The sequence below is a fragment of the Mitsuaria sp. CC2 genome (assembly GCF_048957715.1).
Classification (GTDB): domain Bacteria; phylum Pseudomonadota; class Gammaproteobacteria; order Burkholderiales; family Burkholderiaceae_C; genus Roseateles.
On the sequence record NZ_JARVXN010000025.1, the window covers coordinates 1 to 26,429 of the forward strand.

Annotated in this window: 20 protein-coding genes and 2 tRNA genes; 17 read left to right on the top strand and 5 right to left on the bottom strand. The window is 66.0% G+C overall.

Annotation, left to right across the window (positions count from 1 at the left end):
- From PV762_RS17555 to PV762_RS17585, 7 genes are all read left to right on the top strand, one after another.
- Nucleotides 1-3,331, top strand: a 3,331-nt coding sequence (locus PV762_RS17555; protein WP_421036292.1) for a helicase-related protein, incomplete at its 5' end; no start/stop codon positions are given.
- A gap of 185 nt (nt 3,332-3,516) precedes the next feature.
- Nucleotides 3,517-4,032: a DUF4145 domain-containing protein gene (locus PV762_RS17560; protein WP_421036293.1), complete on the top strand. Its 516-nt coding sequence runs from the start codon at nt 3,517-3,519 to the stop codon at nt 4,030-4,032.
- Complete coding sequence (locus tag PV762_RS17565) at nt 4,029-6,887, top strand: DUF1156 domain-containing protein (RefSeq protein ID WP_421036294.1); 2,859 nt, start codon at nt 4,029-4,031, stop codon at nt 6,885-6,887. The genes PV762_RS17560 and PV762_RS17565 overlap by 4 nt, the downstream gene beginning before the upstream one ends.
- Nucleotides 6,884-9,754: an ATP-binding protein gene (locus PV762_RS17570; protein WP_421036295.1), complete on the top strand. Its 2,871-nt coding sequence runs from the start codon at nt 6,884-6,886 to the stop codon at nt 9,752-9,754. The genes PV762_RS17565 and PV762_RS17570 overlap by 4 nt, the downstream gene beginning before the upstream one ends.
- Before the next feature lie 10 nt (nt 9,755-9,764).
- Nucleotides 9,765-9,932: a hypothetical protein gene (locus PV762_RS17575; RefSeq protein ID WP_421036296.1), complete on the top strand. Its 168-nt coding sequence runs from the start codon at nt 9,765-9,767 to the stop codon at nt 9,930-9,932.
- A gap of 11 nt (nt 9,933-9,943) precedes the next feature.
- Complete coding sequence (locus PV762_RS17580; RefSeq protein WP_421036297.1) at nt 9,944-10,816, top strand: restriction endonuclease; 873 nt, start codon at nt 9,944-9,946, stop codon at nt 10,814-10,816.
- A 31-nt stretch (nt 10,817-10,847) separates the two neighbouring features.
- Nucleotides 10,848-12,824, top strand: a complete 1,977-nt coding sequence (locus tag PV762_RS17585; RefSeq protein WP_421036299.1) for an ATP-binding protein — start codon at nt 10,848-10,850, stop codon at nt 12,822-12,824.
- Nucleotides 12,825-12,905: 81 nt separating this feature from the next.
- On the opposite strand, the gene PV762_RS17590 is transcribed toward PV762_RS17585, so the two are convergent.
- A tRNA-Ile gene (locus PV762_RS17590) sits at nt 12,906-12,982 on the bottom strand.
- 100 nt (nt 12,983-13,082) lie between these two features.
- Nucleotides 13,083-14,099: a heat-inducible transcriptional repressor HrcA gene (hrcA, locus tag PV762_RS17595; RefSeq protein ID WP_421036300.1), complete on the bottom strand. Its 1,017-nt coding sequence runs from the start codon at nt 14,097-14,099 to the stop codon at nt 13,083-13,085.
- Between the two features lie 81 nt (nt 14,100-14,180).
- On the opposite strand from hrcA, the gene PV762_RS17600 reads away from it, so the two are divergent.
- Genes PV762_RS17600 through PV762_RS17615 form a run of 4 tightly spaced genes read left to right on the top strand, consistent with a single transcriptional unit; the run spans nt 14,181 to nt 18,287 of the window.
- Nucleotides 14,181-15,056, top strand: coding sequence for an NAD kinase (locus PV762_RS17600; protein ID WP_421036301.1), 876 nt, complete (start codon nt 14,181-14,183; stop codon nt 15,054-15,056).
- The gene (gene recN / locus PV762_RS17605; RefSeq protein ID WP_421036302.1) at nt 15,056-16,789 is read left to right on the top strand and encodes a DNA repair protein RecN; all 1,734 of its coding nucleotides are present in this window, start codon (nt 15,056-15,058) and stop codon (nt 16,787-16,789) included. Before PV762_RS17600 ends, recN begins: the two co-directional genes overlap by 1 nt.
- On the top strand, nt 16,786-17,712 hold the full coding sequence (gene rapZ / locus PV762_RS17610; RefSeq protein ID WP_421036303.1) for an RNase adapter RapZ: 927 nt from the start codon (nt 16,786-16,788) through the stop codon (nt 17,710-17,712). Before recN ends, rapZ begins: the two co-directional genes overlap by 4 nt.
- 47 nt (nt 17,713-17,759) lie before the next feature.
- Complete coding sequence (locus PV762_RS17615; RefSeq protein ID WP_421036304.1) at nt 17,760-18,287, top strand: hypothetical protein; 528 nt, start codon at nt 17,760-17,762, stop codon at nt 18,285-18,287.
- On the opposite strand, the gene PV762_RS17620 is transcribed toward PV762_RS17615, so the two are convergent.
- Nucleotides 18,241-18,588 carry a hypothetical protein gene (locus PV762_RS17620; protein WP_421036305.1) on the bottom strand — a complete coding sequence of 116 codons (348 nt, stop codon included), beginning with the start codon at nt 18,586-18,588 and terminating at the stop codon, nt 18,241-18,243. The genes PV762_RS17615 and PV762_RS17620 overlap by 47 nt on opposite strands.
- Before the next feature lie 223 nt (nt 18,589-18,811).
- Here PV762_RS17620 and PV762_RS17625 point away from each other — a divergent pair, with 223 nt between their 5' ends.
- Together PV762_RS17625 and PV762_RS17630 are read left to right on the top strand one after the other, a co-directional pair.
- Nucleotides 18,812-19,651: a hypothetical protein gene (locus tag PV762_RS17625; protein ID WP_421036306.1), complete on the top strand. Its 840-nt coding sequence runs from the start codon at nt 18,812-18,814 to the stop codon at nt 19,649-19,651.
- Between the two features lie 74 nt (nt 19,652-19,725).
- Nucleotides 19,726-20,670: a hypothetical protein gene (locus tag PV762_RS17630; protein ID WP_421036307.1), complete on the top strand. Its 945-nt coding sequence runs from the start codon at nt 19,726-19,728 to the stop codon at nt 20,668-20,670.
- On the opposite strand, the gene mutY is transcribed toward PV762_RS17630, so the two are convergent.
- Together mutY and mutM are read right to left on the bottom strand one after the other, a co-directional pair.
- The gene (gene mutY, locus PV762_RS17635) at nt 20,671-21,762 is read right to left on the bottom strand and encodes an A/G-specific adenine glycosylase (RefSeq protein WP_421036326.1); all 1,092 of its coding nucleotides are present in this window, start codon (nt 21,760-21,762) and stop codon (nt 20,671-20,673) included.
- A gap of 38 nt (nt 21,763-21,800) precedes the next feature.
- Complete coding sequence (gene mutM / locus PV762_RS17640) at nt 21,801-22,652, bottom strand: bifunctional DNA-formamidopyrimidine glycosylase/DNA-(apurinic or apyrimidinic site) lyase (RefSeq protein ID WP_421036309.1); 852 nt, start codon at nt 22,650-22,652, stop codon at nt 21,801-21,803.
- A gap of 100 nt (nt 22,653-22,752) precedes the next feature.
- Here mutM and PV762_RS17645 point away from each other — a divergent pair, with 100 nt between their 5' ends.
- The 4 genes from PV762_RS17645 (at nt 22,753) to PV762_RS17660 (ending at nt 26,368) form a co-directional block, all read left to right on the top strand.
- Nucleotides 22,753-24,579: a tetratricopeptide repeat protein gene (locus PV762_RS17645; RefSeq protein ID WP_421036310.1), complete on the top strand. Its 1,827-nt coding sequence runs from the start codon at nt 22,753-22,755 to the stop codon at nt 24,577-24,579.
- On the top strand, nt 24,579-25,160 hold the full coding sequence (locus tag PV762_RS17650; protein WP_421036311.1) for a lipoprotein insertase outer membrane protein LolB: 582 nt from the start codon (nt 24,579-24,581) through the stop codon (nt 25,158-25,160). Before PV762_RS17645 ends, PV762_RS17650 begins: the two co-directional genes overlap by 1 nt.
- 10 nt (nt 25,161-25,170) lie before the next feature.
- The gene (ispE, locus tag PV762_RS17655) at nt 25,171-26,253 is read left to right on the top strand and encodes a 4-(cytidine 5'-diphospho)-2-C-methyl-D-erythritol kinase (RefSeq protein ID WP_421036312.1); all 1,083 of its coding nucleotides are present in this window, start codon (nt 25,171-25,173) and stop codon (nt 26,251-26,253) included.
- 38 nt (nt 26,254-26,291) lie between these two features.
- Nucleotides 26,292-26,368, top strand: a tRNA-Gln gene (locus PV762_RS17660).
- The last annotated feature ends 61 nt before the right edge of the window (nt 26,369-26,429 follow it).

Below are 26,429 nucleotides of genomic sequence, written 5' to 3' on the forward strand. Positions count from 1 at the left end.
GAGCTTCGACGCGGACGGGGAGGGCTTCAAGCTCGCCGCCGAGGCCATCCGCATCAACTTGGCCCACCTGTTCGACCCGATGATGGCGGTGCACACCTCCAACGTCGAGCCGCTGCCGCACCAGATCACCGCTGTCTACGAATCGATGCTGCCCAGGCAGCCGCTGCGCTTCGTGCTGGCGGACGACCCTGGCGCGGGCAAGACGATCATGGCGGGCCTGCTGATCCGCGAGCTGCTCATGCGAGCCGACGCGGCGCGGATCCTGATCGTTTCACCCGGCAGCCTGGTGGAGCAGTGGCAGGACGAGCTCTACGAGAAATTCGGCCTCTCCTTCACGCTGTTCACCCGCGAGCTGGTGGACCAGAGCCGCACGGGCAACCCCTTCGAGGATCATGACCTGCTGGTGGCCCGGCTCGACCAGCTCTCGCGCAGCGAGGAGCTCCAAGAGAAGATCAAGCTCAGCCGCTTCGACCTGGTGGTGGTCGACGAAGCCCACAAGCTCTCGGCAACCTGGTTTGGCTCCAAGGTCAACGAGACCAAACGCTTCAAGCTGGGTCAGATTCTGGGTTCGGTCGCCCGCCACTTCCTGCTGATGACGGCCACGCCGCACAACGGCAAGGAAGAAGACTTCCAGCTTTTCCTCTCGCTGCTGGACTCGGACCGCTTCTACGGAAAGTTCCGTGGCGGCGCGAACAAGGTTGACGTGTCCGACCTAATGCGCCGGATGGTCAAGGAAGAGCTTTTGAAGTTCGACGGCACGCGGCTCTTTCCCGAGCGCCTGGCTTACACGGCCAACTACAAACTCTCGGATGCCGAGCGCGCCCTTTATGACGCCGTCACTTCCTACGTGAAGGAGGAGATGAACCGGGCCGATGCCCTGGAAGGCAAGCGCAAGGGCACGGTCGGCTTCGCCTTGACTGCCTTGCAGCGTCGGCTCGCGTCGAGCCCCGAGGCGATTTACCGTTCATTGAAACGCCGCCGCGAGAAGTTGCAACGCCGCATCGAGGAGGAAAAGCTTCGTCAGCGAGGCGAGCACATCGCAGCCTCCGAAATCTTCGCCGATGCGTCCGAGGACATCTGGGATTCAGAGGACGATCTGACTCCGGAAGCCTACGAAGTGTTCGAAGAGGAGGTGGTGGACCAAGCAACCGCCGCTCAAACGATCGAACAACTCGAAGCCGAAGTCTTCACGCTGGAGCAGTTGGAGAAGCGGGCCAAGTCGCTGCGCGATGGAGGCCAAGACCGCAAGTGGGAAGAGCTGCGCGAGATCCTTCAAAACACGCCCGAGATGAAGGGGCCGGATGGGCTGCAGCGCAAGCTCATCATCTTCACTGAGCATCGCGACACGCTGAACTACCTGGCCGACCGCATCCGCGGGCTGCTGGGCAAGCGCGAGGCCGTGACCATGATCCACGGCGGCGTCCACCGCGAGGAGCGCCGCAAGGTGCAGGAGCTCTTCCGCAACGACCGGGACACTCGCGTTTTGCTCGCGACCGATGCGGCCGGCGAAGGCGTGAACCTGCAAAACGCCAACCTGATGGTCAATTACGACCTGCCGTGGAACCCGAACCGCTTGGAGCAGCGCTTCGGCCGCATCCACCGCATCGGCCAGACTCAGGTTTGCCATCTTTGGAACATGGTCACAGCGGAGACCCGAGAAGGCGATGTTTTCAAGAAGCTCTTCGACAAGCTCGAAATCGAGCGCGTTGCCTTGGGCGGTCGGGTGTTCGACATCCTTGGCGAGGTCTTCGATGGCGTGAGCCTGCGTGAACTGCTGATCGAGGCCATCCGCTATGGCGAAGACCCTGCGCGCAGGCGTCATCTTCAAGAAGTCGTCGAAGGGGCGCTCGACACCGAGAAGCTCCGCGAGATCATCAACCGCAACGCTCTGGCTAACGAGGTCATGAGCGCGGGGCGGCTCTTCGCCCTCAAAGAGGAGATGGAGAAGGCCGAAGCCCGAAAGCTCCAGCCTTACTTCATCCGCTCGTTCTTCGCGCAGGCCTTCGCCCAGCTCGGCGGCGACTTGAAGCCGCGTGGATCCGGCCGCTTCGAGATCACTCATGTTCCGGCTCTCATCCGCGAGCGCGATCGACAGCTCCAAGGCCGTGAACGCCGCAGCATGACGCCCGTGGTCTCCAAATATGAGCGCGTGTGCTTCGAGAAGGGAAACATCCGCGTCGAGGACAAACCCACCGAGCCGCAAGCCAGCCTGATCCACCCCGCCCACCCGCTCATGCAGTCGGTGGTCGATATCGCGATCGAGCAGCACCGCGCCAAACTCAAACAAGGCGCCGTGCTGCTGGCCCCAAACGACGAAGGCGTCGAGCCCAAGCTCCTGCTGATGCTCGACCACTCCGTCAAGGAAGGTGGCGAGTCCGGCGCTGTGGTCTCCCGCCGCCTGCAATTCGTGACCATCGACAAGGCGGGCGTTGTCGAGAACGCCGGCTGGGCGCCTCACCTGGATCTGACCGCGCTCGACGAAACCCAGTTGAAGATGGTTGCCGACCAGGTGCAAGCCGATTGGATCAAGAAGGACTTGGAGCAGGCGGCTATGGCGCATGCCTCGGAGAAGCTCGTCCCTGAGCACTTCGAAGAGGTCCGCTTCCGCCGCGAAAGCCAGGTCGACAAGAACTTGGCTGCCATCCGCGAGCGCCTGGTGAAGGAGATCGACTACTGGTCGGACCGGCACGACAAGTTCAAGACCGACTTGGCGGCAGGCAAGGACGTGCGCCTGACCTTGGAGAACGTCCGCCGGACCATCGACGAGCTCTCGGCCCGCTTGGAGACGCGCACCAAGGAGTTGGAAGCCATGCGCAACGTCGTCTCGGCCATCCCCGTGGTGGTCGGCGGCGCATTGATCATTCCGGTGGGCCTGCTGGCCCAGCGCAACGGCGAGCCTCAGGGCCTGACTTGGACCGCGGACGCCGACGCCCGCGCGCGCGTTGAGCGCGTGGCCATGGAGGCTGTTCGCAAGGCCGAGGAGGCCATGGGGCACGAGGTCATCGATGTCTCGGCCGAAAAGTGCGGTTGGGATCTCACGGCTGTGGTGCCGGCCAAGGACGGCAGGCTGCCGCAAGCCCGCCACATCGAGGTCAAGGGCCGAGCTAAGGGGCAGTCCACCATCACCGTGACGAAGAACGAAATCTTGACCGCCTTCAATCAGGGCGACAAGTTCATCCTCTCCGTGGTTGTCGTTGATGGCGAAGCAAACGAGGAACCTCGATATGTTCGCGGCGCGTTCACCCAAGAGCCTGATTGGGCTGTCACCAGCATCAATCTTGATTTGGATTCGCTCTTCAGCCGCGCGACCACTGCCAAGGAATCGTTGTGAGCACGAAGCCTAGGGTCGCGGCCCGGCCACAAACGCTTTCGCACTGCAATCGTTGTGGCGGCGAGACGCAGCATTCCATCATCGGGACGGCAGACCGCCGACGCTCGTCGGAGAGCGATCGATATTCAGTCGACTGGGGAACCACTTGGCAGCTTCTTCAATGCTGTGGCTGCGAAGAGGCGTCGATGACACGGGTCAATTGGTGCTCGGAGGACGATCCCTGGGGGCAAAGCGACACCGATTACTTCCCTCCTCGTGTGTCACGTCAAAAGCCAGCCTGGTTGACCCAACATCCTGAGCTCAACGACTACATCCAGTTGTTCGAAGAGATCTACACCGCGCTGCACGCCGACAGCCGCAGGCTGGCCATGATGGGCGCACGCGCGGTGATCGACCTGGCAGTGGCGCGCATGCTCGGAAATGATCCTGGCAACTTCGCCGCCGGCATGAATGGGCTTGTCACGGCAAAGCGGTTGACCCAGGAGGAGCGTGAGCTGATCGACGCAGCCTTTGATGCCGGATCAGCCGCCATGCACCGGGGGCATCAGCCCGCCGTGGATGATGTGAACACTGCGATCGACATCGTGGAGCGTGTTATTCACGCCGAAGTTTTGAAGAAGAAAGCCAAGGCGCTGGCCGCTGCCACGCCCAAGCGTCCGCCTCGCGAGACAAAAACCAAAGAAAAGAAGGACGCTAAATGAACGTCATCAGGACGCCAAAGAAGCTCATCGAGGTGGCCCTGCCGCTCGATGACATCAACGCGGCATCGTCGAAAGAGAAGTCGATCCGGCACGGCCATCCCTCCACGCTCCATATGTGGTTTGCGCGGCGCCCTTTGGCGGCGGCTCGGGCGATTCTCTTTGCGCAGATGGTCAACGACCCTGGCTACGAGCGCCACTTGGGTCGCGGCGTGAACAAGGATCGGGCGAAGATCGAGCGCGAACGCCTGTTCAACATCATTCGAGACTTGGTGAAGTGGGAGAACACAGACAACCAAGAGGTGTTAAACCGAGCTCGCGAAGAGATCAAGAAGTCCTGGCGGGAGACTTGCGAGCTCAATGCCGGCTTGCCGGGGTTCGATCCGGAACGGCTGCCCGTGTTCCACGACCCGTTCGCGGGCGGCGGATCGTTGCCATTGGAAGCACAGCGCCTGGGCTTCGAGAGCTACGCCACCGACCTCAATCCGGTGCCGGTCGTCCTGAACAAAGCGATGCTCGAAATTCCGCCTCGCTTCAAAGACTGCCCTCCCGTTGGCCCGAAATCGCTGTCAGCCTTGCAAGAGCGCATTGACGAGCACTGGGAGGGCGCTCGAGGCCTGGCCGAGGATCTGCGGCGCTACGGCACTTGGGTCGGCCAGCGCGCGGCAGAGCGGTTGTCTGAGCAGTATGCGCAGATCACGCTGCCCAAGCGATTGGGCGGGGGTAAGGGCACGGTGCTGACCTGGCTCTGGTGCCGCACCGTCGCCAGTCCGAACCCTGCCGCGGGCGGCGCGCATATTCCGCTTTCGAAGTCTTTCCAGCTTTCCTCGAAGGAGGGCCGCAGGCTCCACGTCGTTCCGAAGGTCTCCGATGACAGGCGCAGCTACGAATTCGTGTTGGAAGAGGGCGGAGAGCCGAAGCTTGCCAGCACCGTCGGAGGTCGTGGCGGCTTCTGCATCTTCACCGAATCCGTGGTCCCGCTTCCATACATCCAGGCCGAGGGTCAGGCCGGACGGCTTGGCCACCGCCTCATGGCCGCGGTGGTCGAGACGCCGCAGGGCAAGGCCTATGTGGCAGCCAGCGAGATCGATGCGCCCGACTTTTCCGCGTTGTCTCCCAGCGCGCCGGACGCCGAGATCCTCCACTGGAAGAGCTGCACCAATGTCGTTGTGTATGGCATGACGACATTCGAGAGCCTCTTCAATCTGCGGCAACAGCACGCGCTTTCCACTTTCGCTGCGCTGGTCGTCGAGTCTCGTGAGGTCATCAGAGCCGACGCGGCTAAGGCGGGCATGCCGAACGATGGCCTGACCCTCGATCAAGGCGGCTCAGGCGCCACGGCCTATGCCGAGGCGGTGTCGGTGTATCTGACCTGCGCAATCGGCCGGGCGGCGGATTACTGGAACACATTGACCGCCTGGGAGTCGGGCGGCGAGTTTGTCGCGCACGCCTTCACCAAGCACGCGATGCCCATCGTTTGGGATTACACGGAGATCAACCCTCTGACCGATGGCGGCGGGACTTGGACCAGCGCGTTGGGCTGGATCGCCCGGGTCATCGACTTGCTTCCCGCCTATGCGCCTGGGCATGCCATGCAGCTTGACGCGGCGAAGGCCACCATACCGACCGATGCGTTGACGGTGGTCTCGACGGACCCGCCGTATTACGACAACGTGCCGTATTCGAACCTGTCGGACTTCTTCTATATCTGGATGCGGCTGTGCCTGCGCCAAGTGTTCCCGGATGTGTTCGCGACGCGGCAGACGCCCAAAAAGGATGAGCTGGTGGCCTCGCACAGCCTCTACGCGGACATCAACGACGCGATGCGCCACTTCACCGATGGCATGACGCTCGCGCTGCGGCAGATCCATGGCAAGTCCAACGAATCGGTGCCGATCACGATCTACTACGCGTTCAAGCAGAGCAAGACTGGCGCGACAGGCACGGCCTCCTCAGGCTGGGAAAGCTTCTTGGAATCGGTCATCCAGTCCGAGTTCGTGATCACGGGAACTTGGCCTGTCCGAACCGAGCGCAGCAGCCGCGGCATCGCCATCGGCGCGAACGCGCTGGCCTCGTCGATCGTGCTCGTCTGCCGCAAGCGGGACGAGAGCGCCGCCACCGTGTCCCGTCGCGAGTTCCTGCGCGAGCTCAAAGAGCAGATGTCGGAGGCGTTGGATGTGATGATAGGCGGCGGCGAAGGCGTCTCGCCCGTTGCTCCGGTCGACTTGGCGCAGGCCGTCATTGGCCCTGGCATGGCGATCTTCTCCAAATATGCCGCGGTGCTTGAGGCTGACGGCCGGCCCATGTCGGTCCACACGGCGCTGACCCTCATCAACAAGATGTTGACCGAGGGCGCCGACGGCCTCGATGCCGACACGCAGTTCTGTCTTGCTTGGTTCGACGAAAAGGGTTGGGCCCAAGGCGACTTCGGCCAGGCGGATGTCTTGGCGCGCGCGAAGGGCACAAGCGTGGATGGCGTGGCGCGCGCTGGCGTGATCGAGTCCGGCTCGGGGATCGTGCGTCTCTTGAAGCCAAGCGAATACCCAGCCGATTGGTCGCCGGAGAACGACAACAACACGCCTGTGTGGGAAGCGCTCCACCAAATGATCCGCGCGTTGCAAGCCGAAGGAGAGTCGGCTGCGGGCGCTCTGTTGGCGGGGATGCCTGCGTTGGCCGAACACATCCGGCCCTTGGCCTACCGCCTTTACACGCTGTGCGAGCGCAATGGATGGACCGATGAGGCCCGCGCATACAACGAACTGGGGACTTCTTGGACGGGCATCGAATCCGCTTCCCATGAGGTCGGCCACTTCGGCACGCAACGAGACATCGAAAGCATCAAGGGAGAGAACGTATGAAGCTGAAGCCGTGGCGCGAGCTCGCCATTCCGCATGAGGATGTCCTCAAAGGCACCTTCCAGCAGGCGGAGTTCGCCGCGGACATCTCCAAGGTCCACCAAGGGACGGCCACGCCTGAATATCAGGATGCGGAGCTGTTCTTCCAGCGGACCTACATCACCGAAGGCATGCGCCTGCTGCTCGACTCAGTGGTCAAGCGGCTGGCCGGCCTTGGCGGTGATCCCGTGGTGCAACTTCAAACGGCATTCGGTGGCGGCAAGACCCACACCCTGCTTGCGGTCTACCACTTGGCCCAGGGCAAGAAGGCGACATCGAAGCTCCAAGGCGTGAGCAAGATCCTGACCGATGCCGGCATCGTCGAAATGCCCAAGGCAAAGGTCGCCGTGCTCGATGGCGTGGAGCTGTTAGACCTGGCGAGCAAGCCACGCGTGTACGGCTCGACGACGGTCAAGACCATCTGGGGCGAATTGGCCTGGCAGCTGGGGGGCGCGGAGGCATTCGCCAAGCTCAAAGAAGCCGACGCCGACGGGACGGCGCCTGGCAAAGGCATTCTGGCCGACATCCTGTCGAGCGCAGCGCCTTGCATTGTGCTCATGGACGAGTTGGTCCGCCATGTCTCGCAATTCGAGGAAGGGAAGGTGCTCTCGGGCGGCACCTATGACACCCAGATTTCTTTCATCCAGTCGCTGACCGAGGCGATGAAGGCCGTGCCCAACGCGATCCTGTTGGCCTCTTTGCCGTTCTCAGATCGCGAGGCGGGAAGCCAACAGGGCGTGAAGGCCCTGAAGGCGTTGGAGCACTACTTCGGCCGCGTCCAAGCACTATGGAAGCCTGTCGCCACCGAAGAGGCTTTCGAGATCGTGCGCAGACGGCTCTTCGCGGATGTGAACGATCGGCTCGCTGCAGACGATATCTGCCGAGCCTATGCTGATTTCTACGCCGCCAACTCGGGCGATTTTCCCGCCGAGACGTTGGAAGCCGCCTATCTTGAGCGGCTGCGGCACGCCTATCCAATCCATCCCGAGGTGTTCGACCGCCTCTACGACGACTGGTCATCCCTCGACAACTTCCAGCGCACGCGCGGCGTCTTGAAGTTCATGGCAAAAGTGATCCATCGGCTCTGGACCTCGGGCAATAACGACCTGATGATCCAGCCGGGCTCGCTGCCGCTGTTCGATTCCGATACTCGAAACGAGGCCATCAACTACCTCCAACAGGGGTGGGATCCGGTCCTTGAGCGCGACATCGATGGCGAGCGAGCGGCGACAACCGAGCTCGACAACGCCAAACCACTGTTCGGCTCGATCCACGCATGCCGCCGCATCGCGCGCTCGATCTTCCTCGGGTCGGCGCCGGACGCGGGCATCGTGGGTGGCTCCAAGCACCATCGAGGTTTGGAGCTGGGCCGCCTTCTGCTGGGCTGCGCGCAGCCTGGCCAAGTGTTAGGCCACTACAAGGACGGCGTGCGGGCCCTAGTGGACCGTCTGCAATACATCAACAGCGCGAACAATCGCTATTGGTTCGACACCCGGCCAAACCTGCGTCGCGAGATGGAGGAGCGCAAGCGCCGCTACGACCTGCGCGAGGACGTCTACCCATTCATCAAGGACAAGCTGCGCTTCGCTCCGGGTGACTTCGGCGGCGTCCACATCTTCACGCCATCAGCCGATGTGCCGGACGACCATCAACTGCGTTTGGTTGTCCTGCCGCCGGAGGCATCATTCAGCCGCTCGGGGCAGTCGACCGCGATCGAGGCGGCCCAAGCGATCGTGAAGCATCGGGGCGAGCAGCTTCGACAGCGGCAGAACCGCTTGATTTTCTTGGCGTCGGACGCCGACTCGATTTCTCGTTTGAAAGACCAGATCACTTCGGTCCTGGCCTGGAAGTCCATCGTGGACGATGTGAAGGAGGGCCGTCTCAATCTCGACGTGCACCAAAGCAAGCTCGCTTCAAACAGCCACGACGTTGCTGCGGAAGCGATCGGCCGCATGATTCGCGAGACCTACAAGTGGCTGCTCGCGCCGTCCCAAGAAGTGTCTCCCGGGACAGGCATCGGCGAAATTCAGTGGGACCACCACCTGCTCAGCCCCGCAGCGGTGAACCGCACCGAAGAGATCCAGAAGGTCTTGAAGGAGCATGAGCTGCTGATCACCGAGTGGGCGCCTGTCCACTTGGAGAAAATGCTGCGCGCATGGTTCTGGAAAGACGACGCGCAGGCTATCTCGGCTCTCGATGTCTGGCAAAAGACGTGCTGCTATCTCTATCTGCCACGACTCAAGGAAGAGCACACGATGCGGGCGGCGATCAATGTCGGCGTTAACGCTCGGGACTTTTTCGGCATTGCGTATGGCCAGGAGGAAGGCCGCTACAAGGGATTCCATTTCGATGAGGCCACCACCACCATCTTCGATGAAGCCCTGCTGTTGATTGAACCCAAGGCGGCGGCCGACTTCTCAGCGAAGCTCGCGCAGGAAAAGGCGGAACGCGACGCCAAGGCAAAAGGGGAAATCAAGGACAAGCAGACATCAGAAGGCTCCGGCGGTGGTGGTGCTGGCGGCTCGTCCGAAGATGGCGGTGAATCGCAAGGCAGCGATGGCGGTGGAACCCCTCCGCCACCAAAGCCGCCGGCTTCCAAGAAGAAGACGTTCTTCGGCTCTGTCGAGCTCGACCCCGTCAAGGCCAAGCTTCATTTTTCAGATGTCGCTGAGGATGTGCTGATGCTCTTCACGTCCAAGCCCGGGGTGAAGGTCACTGTCACTATCGAAATCCAGGCTGAGTCTTCTGGCGGCTTTGAAGAGTCCACCCAGAGGGCTGTCCTTGAAAACACCCTGGCCCTGAAGTTCAAGAACCGGGCCTTTGACGACTGAGGCGCAGGACATGGCCAAGATCATCGTTCCAGCGCTGGCGACAGCGAGCCAAATGCTGAGCCACCTCCAATCGTTGGTGGATGACGAGGGGTTTGTTCGAGGCGTGCGAACCGAGGACGGGTGGGCGTTTGAAGAGTTCGTGCCGCCGCCCAAGCGCAGCACGGTGGACGAGTTCTAGCCGGAGAGCCAATGCCCAATATTCGATCCCTCGATCTTAAGCTTGTCGACGACTTGTTCGACATGGGCGGCGGCTACGTGCTCGACTTCTCGGATCGGACGATGTCTTCGTTCTTCGCCGACGAGCTCAACGTCGACATCGACGATCCCGCCTATCGGGAGCAAGGCACCTCGAAGGCCAAACGGCTGCGCTGCTACCTGAACAAGGTGGACTTGGCCACCTCGATCAAGCCGCTCAAAGCCCTCTGGGACTACCGCGAGTCCACGCGCAAGGACAGCCGTCGCGAGGAGTGGGTCGACAACGCCGAGGGACGCTTCCTCTCGCTGCTCAATCGTATGCAGTGCAAGCCCAACCAGGCGGCCCCGCAGGGCGAGCCGCCCAAGCTCGCGTTTGATCGGCCGAAGATCATCCTCTTAAAGCAGAAGCTCATCGAGCTCTCGGTTTTGGAGCCGCAGCCGCGGGGCTATGCGTTCGAGGCCTGGCTCACCAATGCCTTCAACACGTTCGGCCTGCAAGCCCGGGAGCCGTTCCGCCTGCGCGGCGAGCAGATCGACGGGAGCTTCCAGTTGCAGGGCGAGACCTACTTGGTCGAGGCCAAGTGGCACTCGGCGCAGACTCCGGCGGCTGACCTGCACGCCTTCCAAGGCAAGGTCGAGCAGAAGGCGGCATGGGCGCGAGGCTTGTTCATCAGCAACAGCGGTTTCACACTCAATGGCCTGGTCGCATTCGGCAAGGCCAAGCGCGTCATCTGCATGGACGGCCTCGACTTGTTCGAGACTCTCGATCGGGAGCTGCCGCTCGACCACGTGATCACCCGAAAGGCGCGCCGGGCCGCGGAGACTGGCCTGCCCTTCGAACGTGTGCGAGACATCTTCGGGCACTGAGGCCGAAGTCCAAACGAGAAAAGGGGAGACGATGGCTAGGCCAAAGACAAAACCAAAGGCGGATGATTCGACCGGATCGCTGTTCGAGGAGAACTACCTCGTCCGCACACTCGGGCGCATCGCCCAAGATCCCGAGGTCGCGCTCACTGAGCTCGTGGCCAACGCTTGGGACGCCGGCGCATCCCTTGTGGATTTGACGATCCCTCCGACCAATGAGCTGGCGCTGACGGTTGAGGACGATGGGCACGGCATGAATGCCGGCCAGTTCAAAGCCCGTTGGATGAAACTGGGCTACAACCGCCTCAAGCACCAAAGCGCCTTGGTCGAGTTCCCGCCGGAGCGCCAAGGCTGGCGGCGCAAGGCCTATGGGCGCAACGGCGTCGGCCGCCACGGGCTGCTGTGCTTCGCCGACCAGTATTCGGTGGAGACTTGGCGCGAAGACAAGGGCGCGAGCTTCGACATCGGCACCCAGAGCGAGGAGAACCCCTTCAAGATCGAGAAGGAGGGCTCCTCCATACGCAAGGGACACGGGACCAAGCTCTCCGTCATCGTCCAGCGGCACTTGCCCGACGCCGACGCCATCCGCGAGATCTTGGCGGGGCGCTTCGTCCACGATCCCCAGTTTGTCGTCCGGGTCAATGGGGTGTCGGTTGCGCTGGCCGACCAAACTGGGCTCATCGAGAAGCAGGACTTGCAGATCCCCGGCTGCCCGCCGGCCGAGGCCTTCGTCGTCGACACGACGCGGACGGCCAAATACACCCTCTACCAAGGCATCGCCTTCTGGGTGAATGGGCGCTTGGTCGGCGTGCCGAGCTGGGTGGTCGGCTCGGAGGCTGTGATCGATGGCCGCGCGCGCTTCGCCAAGCGCTTCTCGATCGTCATCAAGGCCGACGACGGTTGGCTGCCTGAGGTCGAGCAGGACTGGGTCCGTTTCAAGAGCGGCAAGAAGGTCGATGCCCTTTTTGAGGCCGCCCGCGACTATGCCAAGAAGGTCTTCGCGCAGCTCTCTGCGACGCTGGTGGAGGAGAGCTCCGAAGAGGCCCTGGTCAAGAATCGCGAGGACTTCAAGGAGCTCTCGCCCCTGGGACGAGCCGAGGTCGCCAGCTTCGCACGCGATCTGGTGAAGGCCACGCCGACCGTCTCGCAGGACGTGCTGTCGGCCGCGGTGCAGGCGCTGATAACCATCGAGAAGGCCCGCGGCGGCGCCGCGTTGCTCGACAAGCTCACGAAGCTCGACGAGTCGGACATCGAGGGGCTTGACCGGCTACTGAGCGAATGGACAGTGAAGGACGCGCTATCGGTGCTCGACGAGATCGATCAGCGCCTGACGGTGATCGCGGCAATCGAAAAACTCTCTGGCGATGAATCGGCCGACGAATTGCACACGCTGCATCCGCTAGTGACTCAGGCGCGATGGCTTTTCGGCCCGGAGTTCGACAGCAGCGAATACGCCTCCAACGTCAGCCTGAAGACTGCGGCAGCGAAGGTGTTCGGCAAGAAGCTTTCAGCAGAGGCGTTCGCCAACGCGAAGAAGCGCCCGGACATCCTCGTGCTTAAGGACTCGACCTGCTCTATCGTGGGGACCGAAGGATTTGACCAGACGGACTCAACGCTCACTCGCATACAAAGCGTGCTGATCATCGAGTTGAAGAAGGGGCGCTCGGCGATCGGCCGCGATGAGATGACGCAGGCCGACGGCTACATCCAGGACTTTCTTGAAAGCGGTGCCCTTGAGGGGACGCCGATGTTCCGGGCCTTCGTCGTAGGGCACGAAATTGCAGCCAAGACGGCGGCGGAGAAGGTGATCAAGGAGGATGACGTGGTGCGCGGGCGTGTCCAGGCCACCACCTACCACCAGCTCACTCGCACAGCCAACAAGCGGCTGTTCCGATTGAAAGAGCGCATCCCAGCCCGTTATGAGGACGTGACAGGAGCGGATTTGTCCGCCAAGGTGATGCAGACCGCATCGCAGGCCAATCTCGGGCTCCAAGCTCCTGGAAAGGACTAAGGAGAGGGTAGCGTTTTGACGAAGATCGCCAAAACCCAGGCAATCAAAGTCGCCGCGACGGCAGTCGTCATATGAGAATTTTGGTAGGCCGTACAGGACTTGAACCTGTGACCAAAGGATTATGAGTCCTCTGCTCTAACCAACTGAGCTAACGGCCCCCGGGGGTAATCGCATATACGAACCCTGGCGGGTTCGTTGGTTCCGGCGTTGCACCGGAGGGGCGGATTGTAAGCATGCTTGCGGCCTCCGCCGCCCGGCTCACTTCTGCGACAACGCGTTGCTCACCATCCTCGACGTGATGTCGACGATCTCGATCATGCGGTCGTAGGCCATCCGGGTCGGTCCGATGACGCCCAGCGTCCCGACCACCTCCCCGTCCACCTCGTACGGCGCGGACACGATGGAGAGCTCCTCCACCGGCACGACCTGGCTCTCCCCGCCGATGTAGATCCGCACACCCTCCGCCCGGCTCGACACATCCAGCAGCCGCATCAGCTGCGTCTTCTGCTCGAACATGTCGAACATCCGCCGCAGGCTCCCCATGTCGTGGCTGAAGTCCTGCACCGTCAGCAGGTTCCTCTCCCCCGAGAGGATCATCGGCTCGTGCTCCGTCACCCCCTGCTGCCCGACGTCCACCGCCGCGCTCATGAGCTTGGCGATCTCCCCGCGCAGCTGATCCACCTCCGACCTCAAGCGGTCCCGCACCACATCCAGGCTCAGCCCCGAGTAGTGCGCGTTCAGCCGGTTGCTGGCCTCCGTCAGGTCCGACTGGGTCAGGTCTTGCGCGGTGAACACCAGCCGGTTCTGCACATCCCCCGCCGGCGACACCATGATCACCAGCACCCGCCGGTCCCCCAGCTTCAGGAACTCGATGTGGTGGAACACCGCCGTCTTGCGCGGCGACGTGACCACCCCCACGAAACTCGACAGGCTGCTCAGCAGCTGCGCCGCGTTGGCAATCACCTTCTGCGGCTGGTCAGGCAACAACTGGCTCTCGAAGCTGCCCGCCCCCTCCCGCACCCCGCCCGGCTTGGCCGTCAGCAAGGTGTCCACGAACAGCCGGTAGCCCCGCGCCGTCGGAATCCGCCCCGCGCTGGTGTGCGGGCTGGCGATCAGACCCAGCTCCTCCAGGTCCGCCATCACGTTGCGGATGGTCGCCGGACTCAGCTCCAGCCCCGACGCCTTGGACAGCGTGCGCGACCCCACCGGCGAACCGTCGGCGATGTACCGCTCCACCAGAGCCTTCAGCAGTGTCTTCGCGCGATCGTCGAGCATGTTTTTCATTCTAAAGAACCCGGCGCCGGCACCCCCTCCGCACCCCCGGTCCCAGCACATCGCTGTGGTGTAATTCCCGCCATGTCCAAGCGCTTCCGCCACGTGGCCATCGTCGGGAAACCCCAGTCCAGGGGCATCCGGCCCATCCTGGAAGAGATTGCCGATTTTGTCGCCTCCCAGGGATTGGATGTTTCCCTCGAACAGGAAACCGCCGACAGCACCGGCATCACCGCCCTCCCCGGCCTCTCCCACGCCGAACTCGGCGCCCAGTGCGACCTCGCCATCGTCGTCGGCGGCGACGGCACCATGCTCGGCTTCGCCCGCCAGGTGGCCCGGTACAACCTCCCCCTCGTGGGCATCAACCAGGGACGCCTCGGCTTCATCACCGACATCTCCGCCGACCAGTTCAAGGACGCCCTCGCCCCCATCCTCGCCGGCGACTTCGAGATCGAACACCGCTCCCTCCTCGAAGGCGCCGTGATCCGCGACGGGGAACAGATCTTCTCCGGCGTCGCCCTGAACGACGTCGTCGTCTCCCGCGGCGCCACCGCCGCCATGGTCGAGCTGCGCGTCGACGTCGGCGACGAGTTCGTCGCCAACATGCGCGCCGACGGCGTCATCGTCGGCACCCCCACCGGCTCCACCGCCTACGCCCTTTCCGCCGGCGGCCCCATCCTCCACCCCGGCATCGGCGGATGGGTCCTCCTGCCCATCGCCTCCCACGCCCTCTCCAACCGCCCCATCGTGCTGCCCGACAACGGCGAGGTCCGCCTCACCATCGTCGCCGGCCGCGACGCGTCGGTGAACTTCGACATGCAATCCCTCGCCTCCCTCCTCCACGGCGACTGCATCACCGTGCGCCGCTCCCAGCACCGCGCCCCCTTCCTCCACCCCAGCGGCTGGTCCTACTACGCCACCCTGCGCCGCAAGCTCCGCTGGAACGAGGGCAACACCTGATGCTGCGCCGCCTCGAACTCAAGGACTTCGTCATCGTCCCGGCGCTCGAACTCGACTTCGCCGCCGGGTTCTCCGCCCTCACCGGTGAAACCGGCGCCGGCAAGTCCATCCTCATCGACGCCCTCCAGCTCGCCCTCGGCTCCCGCGGCGACGCCGCCGTCGTCCGCGAAGGCGCCTCCCGCGCCGAAATCTCCGCCGAGTTCGACCGCCCCCCCGCCCTCGCCTCCTGGCTCGAAGAAGCCGGCTTCGAATCGGGCGAGGAATCCCTCCTGCTCCGCCGCGTCATCGACGCCCAAGGCAAGAGCCGCGCTTGGATCAACGGCGGCACCGCCACCGTCGCCCAGCTGCGCGAGCTGGCCGAGCACCTGCTCGACATCCACGGCCAGCACGCCTGGCAAGGCCTGACCCGCCCCGTCAGCGTGCGCGCACTGCTCGACGACTTCGCCCAGATCGACGGCAAGCCAATGGCCGCCGCCTTCTCCGACTGGCGTCAGGCCACCGAAGCACTCGCCGCCGCGCAGTCGAAACAGGCCGACCTCGCCCGCGAGCATGAACGCCTGAGCTGGCAGATCGGCGAGCTCGGCCGCCTCGCGCCCGGCGCCGATGAGTGGGACGAGTTGAACGCCGAGCACCAGCGCCTGTCGCACGCGCAGTCGCTGATGGACGCTGCCCGCGGCGCGCTCGAACGCATCGCCGAAGCCGAGATCAACGCAGAGTCGCTGACCGACGAGGCGCTGTCCGCGCTCCAGGACGTGCTGGGCTACGACGCCGGCCTGCAGGACACCGTCACCGCGCTGCTCGGCGCGCAGGCGCAGCTGCAGGACGCGGCGCACAGCCTCAGCTCTTACCTGAACGCCGCCGACCTCGACCCCGACCGGCTCCAGCAGCTCGACGAACGCGTGTCCGCCTGGGTCACGCTCGCGCGCCGCTACCGCCGTCAGCCGGCCGAGATGGCCGCGCTGCTGGTCGAATGGAAGGCGGAGCTCGCGCAGCTGGACGCCGCCACCGACCTCGACGCGTTGCAGGCCAAGGTAGCCGCCGCGCTGAAGCGTTATCAGAAGGAAGCGAAGTCCGTCAGCACCGCGCGCGCCAAGGCGGCGCCCACGCTGTCCGACGCCGTCTCGCAGGCGATGCAGCAGCTGGGCATGTCCGGCGGCCGCTTCGAGGTCGCGCTGCTGCCGCAGGACGAGCCGCAGAGCTTCGGGCTGGAATCCGCCGAGTTCCTCGTCGCTGGCCACGCCGGTTCCACCCCGCGCCCGCTGGCCAAGGTCGCCTCCGGCGGCGAGCTGTCCCGCATCGCGCTGGCCATCGCCGTCACGACCAGCCAGCAGAACAGCGGCGCCGGCACCCTGATCTTCGACGAGATCGACGCCGGTGTCGGCGGCGCCGTCGCGGAGACTGTGGGGCGGCTGATGAAGCAGCTCGGCCAGCGCGCGCAGGTCCTCGCCGTCACCCACCTGCCGCAGGTCGCCGCCTGCGCGGACCACCACTTCCTCGTCGCCAAGGCGCTCAAGGACGGCAAGACCAACTCCGACGTCCGCCCCATCGCCGGCGAGGCCCGCACCGCCGAGATCGCCCGCATGCTCGGCGGCGAACGGCTGTCGTCGACCTCCCTCGCCCACGCGCAGGAAATGCTGGAACTCTCCGCCAAGGGCGCGCCGGTCGAGCCGTCGTCCAAGGCCTCGTCAAGCGCCTCCTCCAACACAACGTCCAACAGAAAGGTGAAGCCGTGAGCGCTCCCCACACCGCTCCGGTTCCCCCGCCCCAGGCCACGCCCACCGTCTCCTCCCCGCGCGGCGAGGTCGTCCTCGTCACCGGCATGTCCGGCGGCGGCAAATCGATCGCGATGCACGCGCTCGAGGACGCCGGCTTCTTCTGCGTCGACAACCTGCCCCCCGAGCTGCTGCCGCAGTTCCTGGACCTCGAACGCGAGCGCGGCTGGCGCCGGGTCGCGATCGCGGTGGACGTGCGCAGCGCGGGCTCGCTGCCGCAGCTGCTGCTGCACATCAAGGAAATGCGCCAGGAAGGTGTCACGCTGCGCGCCATTTTCCTGGACGCCGATGACGACACGCTGCTGCGCCGCTTCTCCGAAACCCGCCGCCCGCACCCGCTGCGGGTCGGCAACAGCGACGCGGACACCCACCGCGCGCTGCAGGAAGCCATCGCGCTGGAGCGCGAGCTGCTGACGCCGCTGCGCATGGAGTCCACCGTCATCGACAGCAGCCAGCTGCGCCCGGCGCAGCTGCGCGCCTGGCTGCGCGACCTGGTGCATGTCAGCGGATCCTCGCTGACCCTGGTGTTCGAATCCTTCGCCTTCAAGCACGGCGTGCCCAGCGACGCGGATTTCGTCTTCGACGTGCGCGTGCTGCCCAACCCGTATTACGACCGCGAACTGCGTCCGCTCACCGGCCGCGACGAGCCGGTCGCGTCCTATCTCGAAGGCCAGCCCGAGGTCCGGCTGATGCTCAGCCAGATCGGCGCCTTCATCGCGCAGTGGCTGCCGAACTTCGCCCAGGACCAGCGCAGCTACCTGACCGTCGCCATCGGCTGCACCGGCGGGCAGCATCGCTCGGTCTACCTCGTCGAAACGCTGGCCAAGCAGTTCGCCTTCCACGGCCAGGTGTTGAAGCGGCATCGGGAGCTGGACGCGCGCTGAACGTCGGACATGGCGCGCCGCACGTCGGCCCCCGCTCGTGGAAACCGGTGCCGTTCCTCCGGATCATCGACGCACCGACCGCCACCCGCGCGGGACATAGCGGCTTTCACTCGACACGATCGATCCGCATGTCCTGCCTCCTTTTCTCCGCTTCCCGCTGGTTGCCGTGCGTCCACGCCGACCTGGAACCCTCATCCGACGCGCAGGCCTCGCCCCGGTCCGAGCGCCCCGCAGCCGACCGCCCGTTGGAGGCCATCGGCCTGCTGGTCAAGCGGGCCATTCAGTTGAAGGCGATGAGCGAACCTTATCCGTCGCATTTCCGGGACCTGCGTCAACAGCTGGACGCCGTCATCGGAGAACTCGACCGCATCAGCCGCGATGCCCATCAGCGTCGGGCCAGACCGGCCACCATCGCCGGGCTCGAAGCGCAGATCGCGACACTGGAAGAGCGCTTCGAACGACGCGAGGCGCGGGTGCGCGGCTGGGCAGCCCGTGCCCACGAACTGCGAGTCAGCAGCAGCGCGATGTTCAGCTTTGCTCGACCGCCTGGTGCTCGATCTCCTGCACCTGGTTGAACAGCAGGATGCCCAGCACCACCGATGCGAAGGGCATCAGCACCAGCATCAGGATCATCCACAGCGTGGGGCTGCGCTCCGCGCGCCTGGCCGCGATGGCCATGTAGACCAGGTGCGCGCACAGCGCCGCGCCCAGTCCGATCGAGAACATCGTCAGCCTGGCCGGGTCGCCGTCGTCGGACGCCTGGGTCTCGCTGATCAGGAACCACAGGCACGCCCCGCTGGCCAGCAGCGCGATGAAGGCCGATTCCAGTGCGCTCTTGATGGCCGCGGCGCGACCCGGCTTGACGGCGTTCGACATGGTGTCCTCGAGGGTCTCGACAAGCCGCTGTGCGGCGACCGCGCGAGCATAGCGCGAGCCGCGGACACCTTGCCTGGAATTCGCCAACCCGCCACCCCGGATGAGGGCGCCCGCCTCCGCGCCCCACGCATCCGTGCGGCCGGCTCACGCGGCTCGACCGCAAGCCTCGCTCGACTGACGGCAGCCGGCACCCGCCGGTTCCCGTCCTGTCTTCCGATCGTCCATGCGCATCTTCTCCTCCAGCTTCCGCTCCGCATCTTCTTCTCCCATTCCCGACGCATCAGACGCGCCGCCCGCGTCGCGCCTGGGCCGAGGCTGCGATCCCGGTCACTCCCTCAAGAACGCCGGGGGTGGCCGACCCCACGTCCTGCTGCGCAAGCCGGCGCAGCTGCTGGGGCTGCTTCGCAGGCAGGCCGGCAAGCTGGTGCACCGGCCCCATGCCCGGGGTCTTCTGACCCCCTGCCAGGCGCTTCAAGCCCTCCGGGCCCGCCGACTCGATGACGACGAGGCGGCCATCGCCGAAGCGCACAGGGAAGGCCTGATTTCCCCCATAGGCATCGTTCGACTGCGGCGGGTCAACGACCTTCTGGCGGAAGTCAGGCGCGACCTGCCGATGCTGTCGCAGCACAGCCCGCTGAGGCTGCAGTTGAACGAGCTGTCCGATGCGTGCAGGCGCCTGGCGGATCGACCCAAGCTCGACCCGCTCAACCCCTTCGAGGACATCATCGGCATGGAGTTCCGCGTCAAGGCGCTGGTGCGCGCCCATGAGCGCCTGAAAACGGCCGAGCAACGCATCCGCGTCGCCATCGCGTTGATCCCGGAACTGCCGTTGGGCGACTCTTCGCGCGCGACGATCCGCGACAGCGCTCAAGCCCTGGTGGATCATGGTCAAGCCATGATGAACAAATGCCATTCCCTGCTGAAGGCAGGTGATGTCGAGCCACTGAATGCAGGGCTGGAGACCTTGGACCACGGTCTGCACGAGGTCGATCAGCTGTTGACGCGTCAATTCCGGTTGCCGTTCGGTGCACCGCTCGCGGTGCCGGAGGACTGGACGCTGTGATGTCAGCCGCTGGCGAACTTGCCGCTGCGGCGGGCAACTCATCCTGTCCGCCGCCATCGCCCAGGACTCTCCACATGCCCTCCGTTCTTCGATCCACGACCCCCCGGCACGATCCGCGCATCGATGCAGTCACCGATCACGCTCCGGCCGAACTCGATGCCCAGGAACTCGTTGCCAGTCACCGTTCCGCCCTCTGCGCGGACCAACAGGAACTCGACCGGCTCACCACGGCGCTCGCCAGCCTCGGACCATCCGCCCGCTTCTCCAACCCTGAGGTCGCCGCCGCCCATGACTATGCCGAGGGGGCACAGCTGCGCATCAACGCGGCCCACGGCGATCTCGACGACGGTCGCCTCGATCGGATGGGCGAGCATGTGAATGAGATCCAGAAGCGGACCGCCTATGTCCGCCAGTTCCTGGCGCGCCAGGGGATCATCCCGCCCGTCGACCGGCCAACCGCGGCCTTGCATCCCGCGACGACGTCGCCCCTGCACAGGCGGTCCGCGCCCGGCAAGGTCTCCCCGTCCACCGTGCTGCACAGTGCGCTCTCGCATCTGGCGCGAACCGCGAAGTCCGCGCGCAAGGCGCTGGTCCGCCACATCCCGTTCCCCGGGTCCCAGCAGGCCAAGGCCGCCGCCAGGCAGGATCGCGCGACCGTCCGGTCGCCGATGCGCGTCGAGTTGTCGCAGCTGTCTGACGACATCAAGTCCGCCGAGAAATGCAGGGACGAGCTGTTCGACAAGCCGGCGCCCGACGCCGTCGGGGGAGCGGGCGGGCACGCGCGCTATGTCCGTCACACGTTGGGAATCCTGCTGGCCGAGGCACGGAAGGCCGAGGCCCGCGCGCTTCGGGCGGCGGGCGGGGGCGCCAAGGCTGACGCCGTCGTCAGCCAGGCAATCACGACAATCCGTTCGAAGCTGGAGCGCTTCAATCGGTCCCTCCGTATCGCCGAGCTGGACACGGTGAACTTCAAGTTCCTGCAGCGCGATTGGCCCGCCGGCACCGGCGCGCCGGGCTGATCAGTCCAGCAGCTTCTTCAACGGCGCCGGCAGCGCGTACGCCGCCAGCCGCTCCCGCGCGACCCACACGCCGTCTCCGGCCGGACGGGTCTCGCGCGGGAGCAGCGCGCGGCGCGGGTGCAACAGCCAGTCGAAGTGCGTCAGCACGTGCTTCACCCGCGGCAGCGTCTCCGGCGCCGCCACGCCCAGCGCCGCGCTCTGGGCCGTCAGCGCGGCCTCGTCGTCGAACAGCGGCAGCGTCCACAGCCCGCCCCACACGCCCTCCGCCGGCCGCTGCTGCAGCCAGATCCGGCCCTCGTGCTCCAGCCACAGCCACCAGCTCTCCCGCTGGCCGCGCTTGAGCTTCTTCGTCTTGATGGGATACCGCGTCGGGTCGCCCTCCGCCAGCCCCGCGCACAGCGAGGCCACCGGGCACAGCAGGCACTGCGGGCTGCGCGTCGAACACAGGCTCGCGCCCAGATCCATCATCCCCTGCGTGTAGGCCGGCATGTCCGCGGGCGACACCGGCAGCAGCGTCTCCGCGCGGCGCCACAGCCGCTTCTCCTGCGCCGTCGAGGCGAGGTCGCCATCGAAGGCCAGCAGCCGGCCCAGCACGCGCTTGACGTTGCCGTCGAGGATGGCGACCCGCTCGTCGAAGCAGAACGACGAGATCGCCGCCGCCGTCGAGCGGCCGATGCCGGGCAGCTCCGCCAGCACCGCCGCGCTGCGCGGGAAGGCGCCGCCGTGGCGCTCGACGACCGCCTGCGCGCACTTGTGCAGGTTGCGCGCGCGGCTGTAGTAGCCGAGTCCGGCCCACGCGGCCATGACCTCGTCGTTGGGCGCGGCGGCCAGCGCGGCCACGTCGGGGAAACGCTCCAGGAAGCGCCGGTAGTAGCCCAGCACCGTCGTCACCTGCGTCTGCTGCAGCATGATCTCCGACAGCCACACGCGGTAGGGATCGCGCGTGTTCTGCCACGGCAGGTCATGCCGGCCGTCGCGGCGCTGCCAGGCCAGCAGCCGCGACGCGAAATCGCCGCGCACGCCCTCGACGCGGGCGTCCAGTTCGTCGTCGGTCATCGGGGCCTTCGGCGGGGGGTCTTGCGCAGGGGTCAGGTCTTTCAAGGCTGGCAACTCGGCTCGCGGATCGGGCGTCATCGTTTCTGGCAGCTCGGGCAGAAGAAGGTCGACCGCTGCCCCTGCACGATGCGCCGGATCGGCGTGCCGCAGGTCCGGCAGGGCTCGCCCTCGCGGCCGTACACCCGCGCCTGCATCTGGAAGCTCCCCGCCACGCCGTGCGCGTCCTTGAAGTCGCGCAGCGTGCTGCCGCCGGCTTCCAGCGCCTCGCCCAGGACCTGCCGCAGCGCGCCCGCCAGCTTCGCCGCGCGCGGCCTGCTGAGCTTGCCCGCCGGCGCGCGCGGGTCGACGCCCGCCATGAACAGCGCCTCGCACGCATAGATGTTGCCCGCGCCCACGACCACGTCGCCGGCCAGGATCGCCTGCTTCACCGCGACGCGCCGGCCGCGGAAGCCGTCATGCAGGTAGGGCCCATGGAACTCGATGTCGAAAGGCTCCCGCCCGATGCGCCCCAGCAGCTTGGCGGCCGGTTCGACATCCAGTCCGTCCGACCACACCACCGCGCCGAAGCGACGCGGATCGGTCAGCCGCAGCACGCCCCGGTCGGTCACCAGTTCGAAATGATCGTGCGGCCCCGCCGGCGGCTGCTGCTCGCGGAAGGCCAGCGACCCCGACATGCCCAGGTGCAGCAGCAGGCCGCCCTCTTCCTCGTCGGCATGGCCGGGCTGTTCGGCCGTCGCCCGCAGCGGCAGCCAGATGTACTTGCCGCGCCGCACGGCCTCGCCGACGCGCCGGCCGACCAGCCGGTCGGCCGCGACGCCCAGCGGCCAGCGCAGCGGCTTTCCCAGCCGCACGTCCAGCACGCGCGCCCCGGCAATGGCCGGCGCAAAACTTCGTCGTGTAACTTCAACTTCCGGTAACTCGGGCATCCCGGAATCATAGGCGCGCCCTCCTTCCCGGGTCCCTAGAATGGTCCGCGGCCCACGGTTTGCCCCGGGGAGCCTTCCCGCCCAGTTCAGGAGTCACGACATGTCCGCCCTTGTGCGCCACCGCTGGTGGCTCTCCGCCGCCCTCGCCCTGAGCTGCGCCGCCCACGCCCAGATCGCTCCCTCCCAGCCCCCGTCCGCGCCGGCCGCCGCCGACGCCCCCGCTGCACCCGCCTCGGCCGCCTCCGCCCCCGTGGTCAATTCCGACCTCGACGCGCCGATGTTCTATCAGCTGCTGATCGGCGAGATGGAGCTCCAGGGCGGCGAACCCGGCGTCGCCTTCCAGGTGCTGCTCGACGCCGCCCGCCGCAGCGGCGACGAGGAACTCTTCCGCCGTGTCGTCCAGATCGCGCTGCAGTCGCGCGCCGGCGATCAGGCCGTCATCGCCGCCCGCGCCTGGCGCGAGGCCATCCCGACCTCCGTCGAAGCGCACCGCACGCAGATCCAGCTGCTGGCGCTGCTGAACCGCCCCGCCGAGATCCCGCCGGTGCTGCGTTCGCTGCTCGCCATGACGCCGGCCGACGGCCGCGGCGCGCTGATCGCCGCGCTGCCCGCGCTGTTCCAGCGCGCGCCGGAACCGGTCCGCGTCCTGGAAGCCTTCGAGCCCCTGCTGCGCGAGACCGCCGCGAAGCCCGAGACCCGCTTCGCCTCGCTGCTGGTGCTGGCCGAGTTCGCCAAGAAGGCCGACCGCTACGAGACCGCGCTGATCCACGTCCGCGCGGCCGCCAAGGACTTCCCCGACCGCGAGGAACCGCTGCTGATGGCGCTGGAGCTGCTGCCGCGCCGTCCCGAGGCCGAAGCGCTGATCACCGCCGAGCTGCAGGCCAAGCCCGACAAGCAGTCGCTGCGACTGGCCTACGCCCGCGCGCTCGCCCGCGCCCAGCGTCCCGGCGACGCGGCGCGCGAGTTCCGCACGCTGACGCAGCAGTCGCCCGACGAGGCCGGCCACTGGCTGGCGCTGGGCTCGCTGGAACTGGACCTGCAGCATCCCGACGTCGCCGAGGAGGCGCTGCAGCGCTACATGAAGCTGGTCGAGAAGCCGGCCGTCTCGCCGCTGGCCGAGCGCGCGATCGCCGCCGCCGGCCTGGACAAGGGGGAGCGGGAAGCCAACCAGCAGGGGCAGTTGCTGCTGGCGCAGGCCGCCGAGATGCGCGGCGACTTCAAGACCGCCGAGAAGCGCCTGGCCGCCATCGAGGCGGCCCCGGGCAACCTGGACATCGCCTACCGGCGCGCCTCGCTGCTGGCGCGCCAGGGCAAGCTCGAGGAAGGCCGCAAGCTGCTGCACCAGCTGCCCGCCGATCGCGAGCAGGACCGCCGCGCCCGCACGCTCGCCGAGTCGCAGCTGCTGCGCGACAACAAGCAGTGGCAGGCCGCCTACGACCTGCTCGGCGCCGCGGCCAAGCAGGCGCCCGAGGACGCCGACCTGCTCTACGAGCAGTCGATGATGGCCGAGAAGCTGGGCCGCGCGCAGGAGATGGAAGCGCTGCTGCAGAAGGTGATCCAGCTCAAGCCGCAGCACTACCACGCGTACAACGCGCTGGGCTACGCGCTGGCCGATCGCAACGAACGGCTGCAGGAGGCGCGCGACCTGATCTCGAAAGCGCTGAGCTTCGCGCCGGGCGAGCCCTTCATCGTCGACAGCATGGGCTGGGTGGAGTTCAGACTGGGCCGCCTCGGCGAGGCCGAGCGGCTGCTGCGCCAGGCCTACGGCTCGCGCCCGGATCCGGAGATCGCCGCCCACCTGGGCGAGGTGCTCTGGGCCGCCGGCCAGCAGGATGAGGCGCGCCGCGTCTTCGCCGACGCCAAGCGCCGCGATCCGGGCAATGAGGCGCTGCAATCGGCGATGCAACGTCTGCAGGTCCGTCCTTGATGCGTCGGCGGCGGTTCAGCGCGGGCGCGCTCGCACTCCTCGGCGTCACCGCGCTCGCCGGCTGCAGTTCGCTGTCGAAGGCGACCGGGGCGGATGGCGCCGCGCTCGCCGACGCGCCGCGGCTGACCGGCAAGTTCGGGCTCATCGTGCCGCCGGGCGCGGGCGGCCAGCGCGGACAGAACGTCAACGCCAACTTCGAGCTGCTCGGCGATCCGCGCCGCGGCCAGCTGGAGATGAGCACCCCCATGGGCAGCCTGGTGGCGCGCGTGTCGTGGCAGCCCGGTTCGGCCTGGGTGAAGACGCCCGACGGCGACCGCGCCTACGACGACATCGACGCGTTGACGCAGGAACTGCTCGGCGAGACGCTGCCGCTGCAGGCGCTGTTCGACTGGCTGCGCGGACGGCCCTGGCCGCAGGCGCCGTCGCGGCCCGCAGGCGAGTCGGGCTTCCAGCAGCTTGGCTGGCAGGTCGACCTGCGCCGCTTCGACGTGCAGTTGATCTCCGCCCAGCGGATGAATCCGAACGGCTCCGAACCGCTGGCCACGCTGCGCCTGAAACTCGACGCACCGGCGTCGCCCTGATGTCCCTGTCATGACTCCCTCCTCTTCCGCGACTCCCTTGAAGGCGCTCTACGACGTCCCGGCGCCGGCCAAGCTCAACCTCTTCCTGCACGTGGTGGGCAAGCGGCCCGACGGCTATCACCTGCTGCAGTCGCTGTTCGTTCTGATCGACTGGGCCGACACGCTGCACTTCGAGCGCCGCGACGACGGCGCCCTGCATCGTCACGACCGTGGCGACGCACTGCCCGAGGACGACCTGTGCCTGCGCGCCGCGCGCGCGTTGCGACAGGCCAGCGGCTGCGCCTTCGGGGCGGACATCCACATCGAGAAGCGGCTGCCGTCCGGCGCGGGCATGGGTGGCGGGTCGTCGGACGCGGCCAGCACGCTGCTGGCGCTGAACCGGCTGTGGGGTTTGAACTGGTCGCGCGAGCGGCTGCTGCCGATCGCGCTCAAGCTGGGCGCCGACGTGCCCTTCTTCGTCGGCGGCCGCAATGCCTTCGTCGAAGGCATCGGCGAGGTGCTGACCCCGATCGAGGTCCCGGCGCTGCGGCTCGCGGTCGTCAAACCGGCGGCGAGCATCGGCACCAAGGAAATTTTTTCCAGCCCGCTGTTGCAAAGATCAGAAAGCGTGGCTATAGTAGCGGGCTTTCCTGCAGCGAATGACGGACGCAGCAAAGAGCTTCTGGAAACAGAATCTCAGAGTAACGAAGTCAATAGCTGCGGTGGACGGACCGATACGCTGAAAAGCAGTATTCGCCGCGACCACCAGACGCTGGAAATACCCGTGCAGCAGTTGTACGAAGGATGGGGCAGAAATGATCTGCAACCTCCCGCGGAATCTGTGAGCCACGAAGTATCGAAGGCGCTTGAATGGTTGCAGGCCCGCTACGAAAATTCTCGTATGACGGGCTCAGGCAGTGCAGTTTTTGCTATAGTTCGACCCTCGCTGAATGCATTGCAGATCGCAGCGGAAAAGAGAGATGCAGTTTCCGGCCTGGAGAGTAATCTCAAGGCGACACCGGAAGGCGAGTTCGAAAAACTCCCCGAAGGTTGGGTCGGAAGAATGTGTCGCAGTCTGTCGGTTCACCCTTTGCGGGGCTGGGCCGAAGATTGAAGGTTGTAGGGTGCTGTTCCACGAACAGTGTCCGGTGTAGGGGAGTCGCCAAGTTGGTCAAGGCATCGGATTTTGATTCCGACATGCGAGGGTTCGAGTCCTTCCTCCCCTGCCAAATTTTCAGTTTCAATCCGGGACCCGCTGGGTTGGCCACCGGGCCATAAGTCTAAGGATGG

Coding starts and splice junctions, on each gene's coding strand:
- PV762_RS17560 (WP_421036293.1), top strand. CDS start 3,517: ATGACACGGGTCAATTGGTGCTCGGAGGACGATCCCTGGGGGCAAAGC.
- PV762_RS17565 (WP_421036294.1), top strand. CDS start 4,029: ATGAACGTCATCAGGACGCCAAAGAAGCTCATCGAGGTGGCCCTGCCG.
- PV762_RS17570 (WP_421036295.1), top strand. CDS start 6,884: ATGAAGCTGAAGCCGTGGCGCGAGCTCGCCATTCCGCATGAGGATGTC.
- PV762_RS17575 (WP_421036296.1), top strand. CDS start 9,765: ATGGCCAAGATCATCGTTCCAGCGCTGGCGACAGCGAGCCAAATGCTG.
- PV762_RS17580 (WP_421036297.1), top strand. CDS start 9,944: ATGCCCAATATTCGATCCCTCGATCTTAAGCTTGTCGACGACTTGTTC.
- PV762_RS17585 (WP_421036299.1), top strand. CDS start 10,848: ATGGCTAGGCCAAAGACAAAACCAAAGGCGGATGATTCGACCGGATCG.
- hrcA (WP_421036300.1), bottom strand. CDS start 14,099: ATGCTCGACGATCGCGCGAAGACACTGCTGAAGGCTCTGGTGGAGCGG.
- PV762_RS17600 (WP_421036301.1), top strand. CDS start 14,181: ATGTCCAAGCGCTTCCGCCACGTGGCCATCGTCGGGAAACCCCAGTCC.
- recN (WP_421036302.1), top strand. CDS start 15,056: ATGCTGCGCCGCCTCGAACTCAAGGACTTCGTCATCGTCCCGGCGCTC.
- PV762_RS17620 (WP_421036305.1), bottom strand. CDS start 18,588: ATGTCGAACGCCGTCAAGCCGGGTCGCGCCGCGGCCATCAAGAGCGCA.
- PV762_RS17625 (WP_421036306.1), top strand. CDS start 18,812: ATGCGCATCTTCTCCTCCAGCTTCCGCTCCGCATCTTCTTCTCCCATT.
- PV762_RS17630 (WP_421036307.1), top strand. CDS start 19,726: ATGCCCTCCGTTCTTCGATCCACGACCCCCCGGCACGATCCGCGCATC.
- mutM (WP_421036309.1), bottom strand. CDS start 22,652: ATGCCCGAGTTACCGGAAGTTGAAGTTACACGACGAAGTTTTGCGCCG.
- PV762_RS17645 (WP_421036310.1), top strand. CDS start 22,753: ATGTCCGCCCTTGTGCGCCACCGCTGGTGGCTCTCCGCCGCCCTCGCC.
- PV762_RS17650 (WP_421036311.1), top strand. CDS start 24,579: ATGCGTCGGCGGCGGTTCAGCGCGGGCGCGCTCGCACTCCTCGGCGTC.
- ispE (WP_421036312.1), top strand. CDS start 25,171: ATGACTCCCTCCTCTTCCGCGACTCCCTTGAAGGCGCTCTACGACGTC.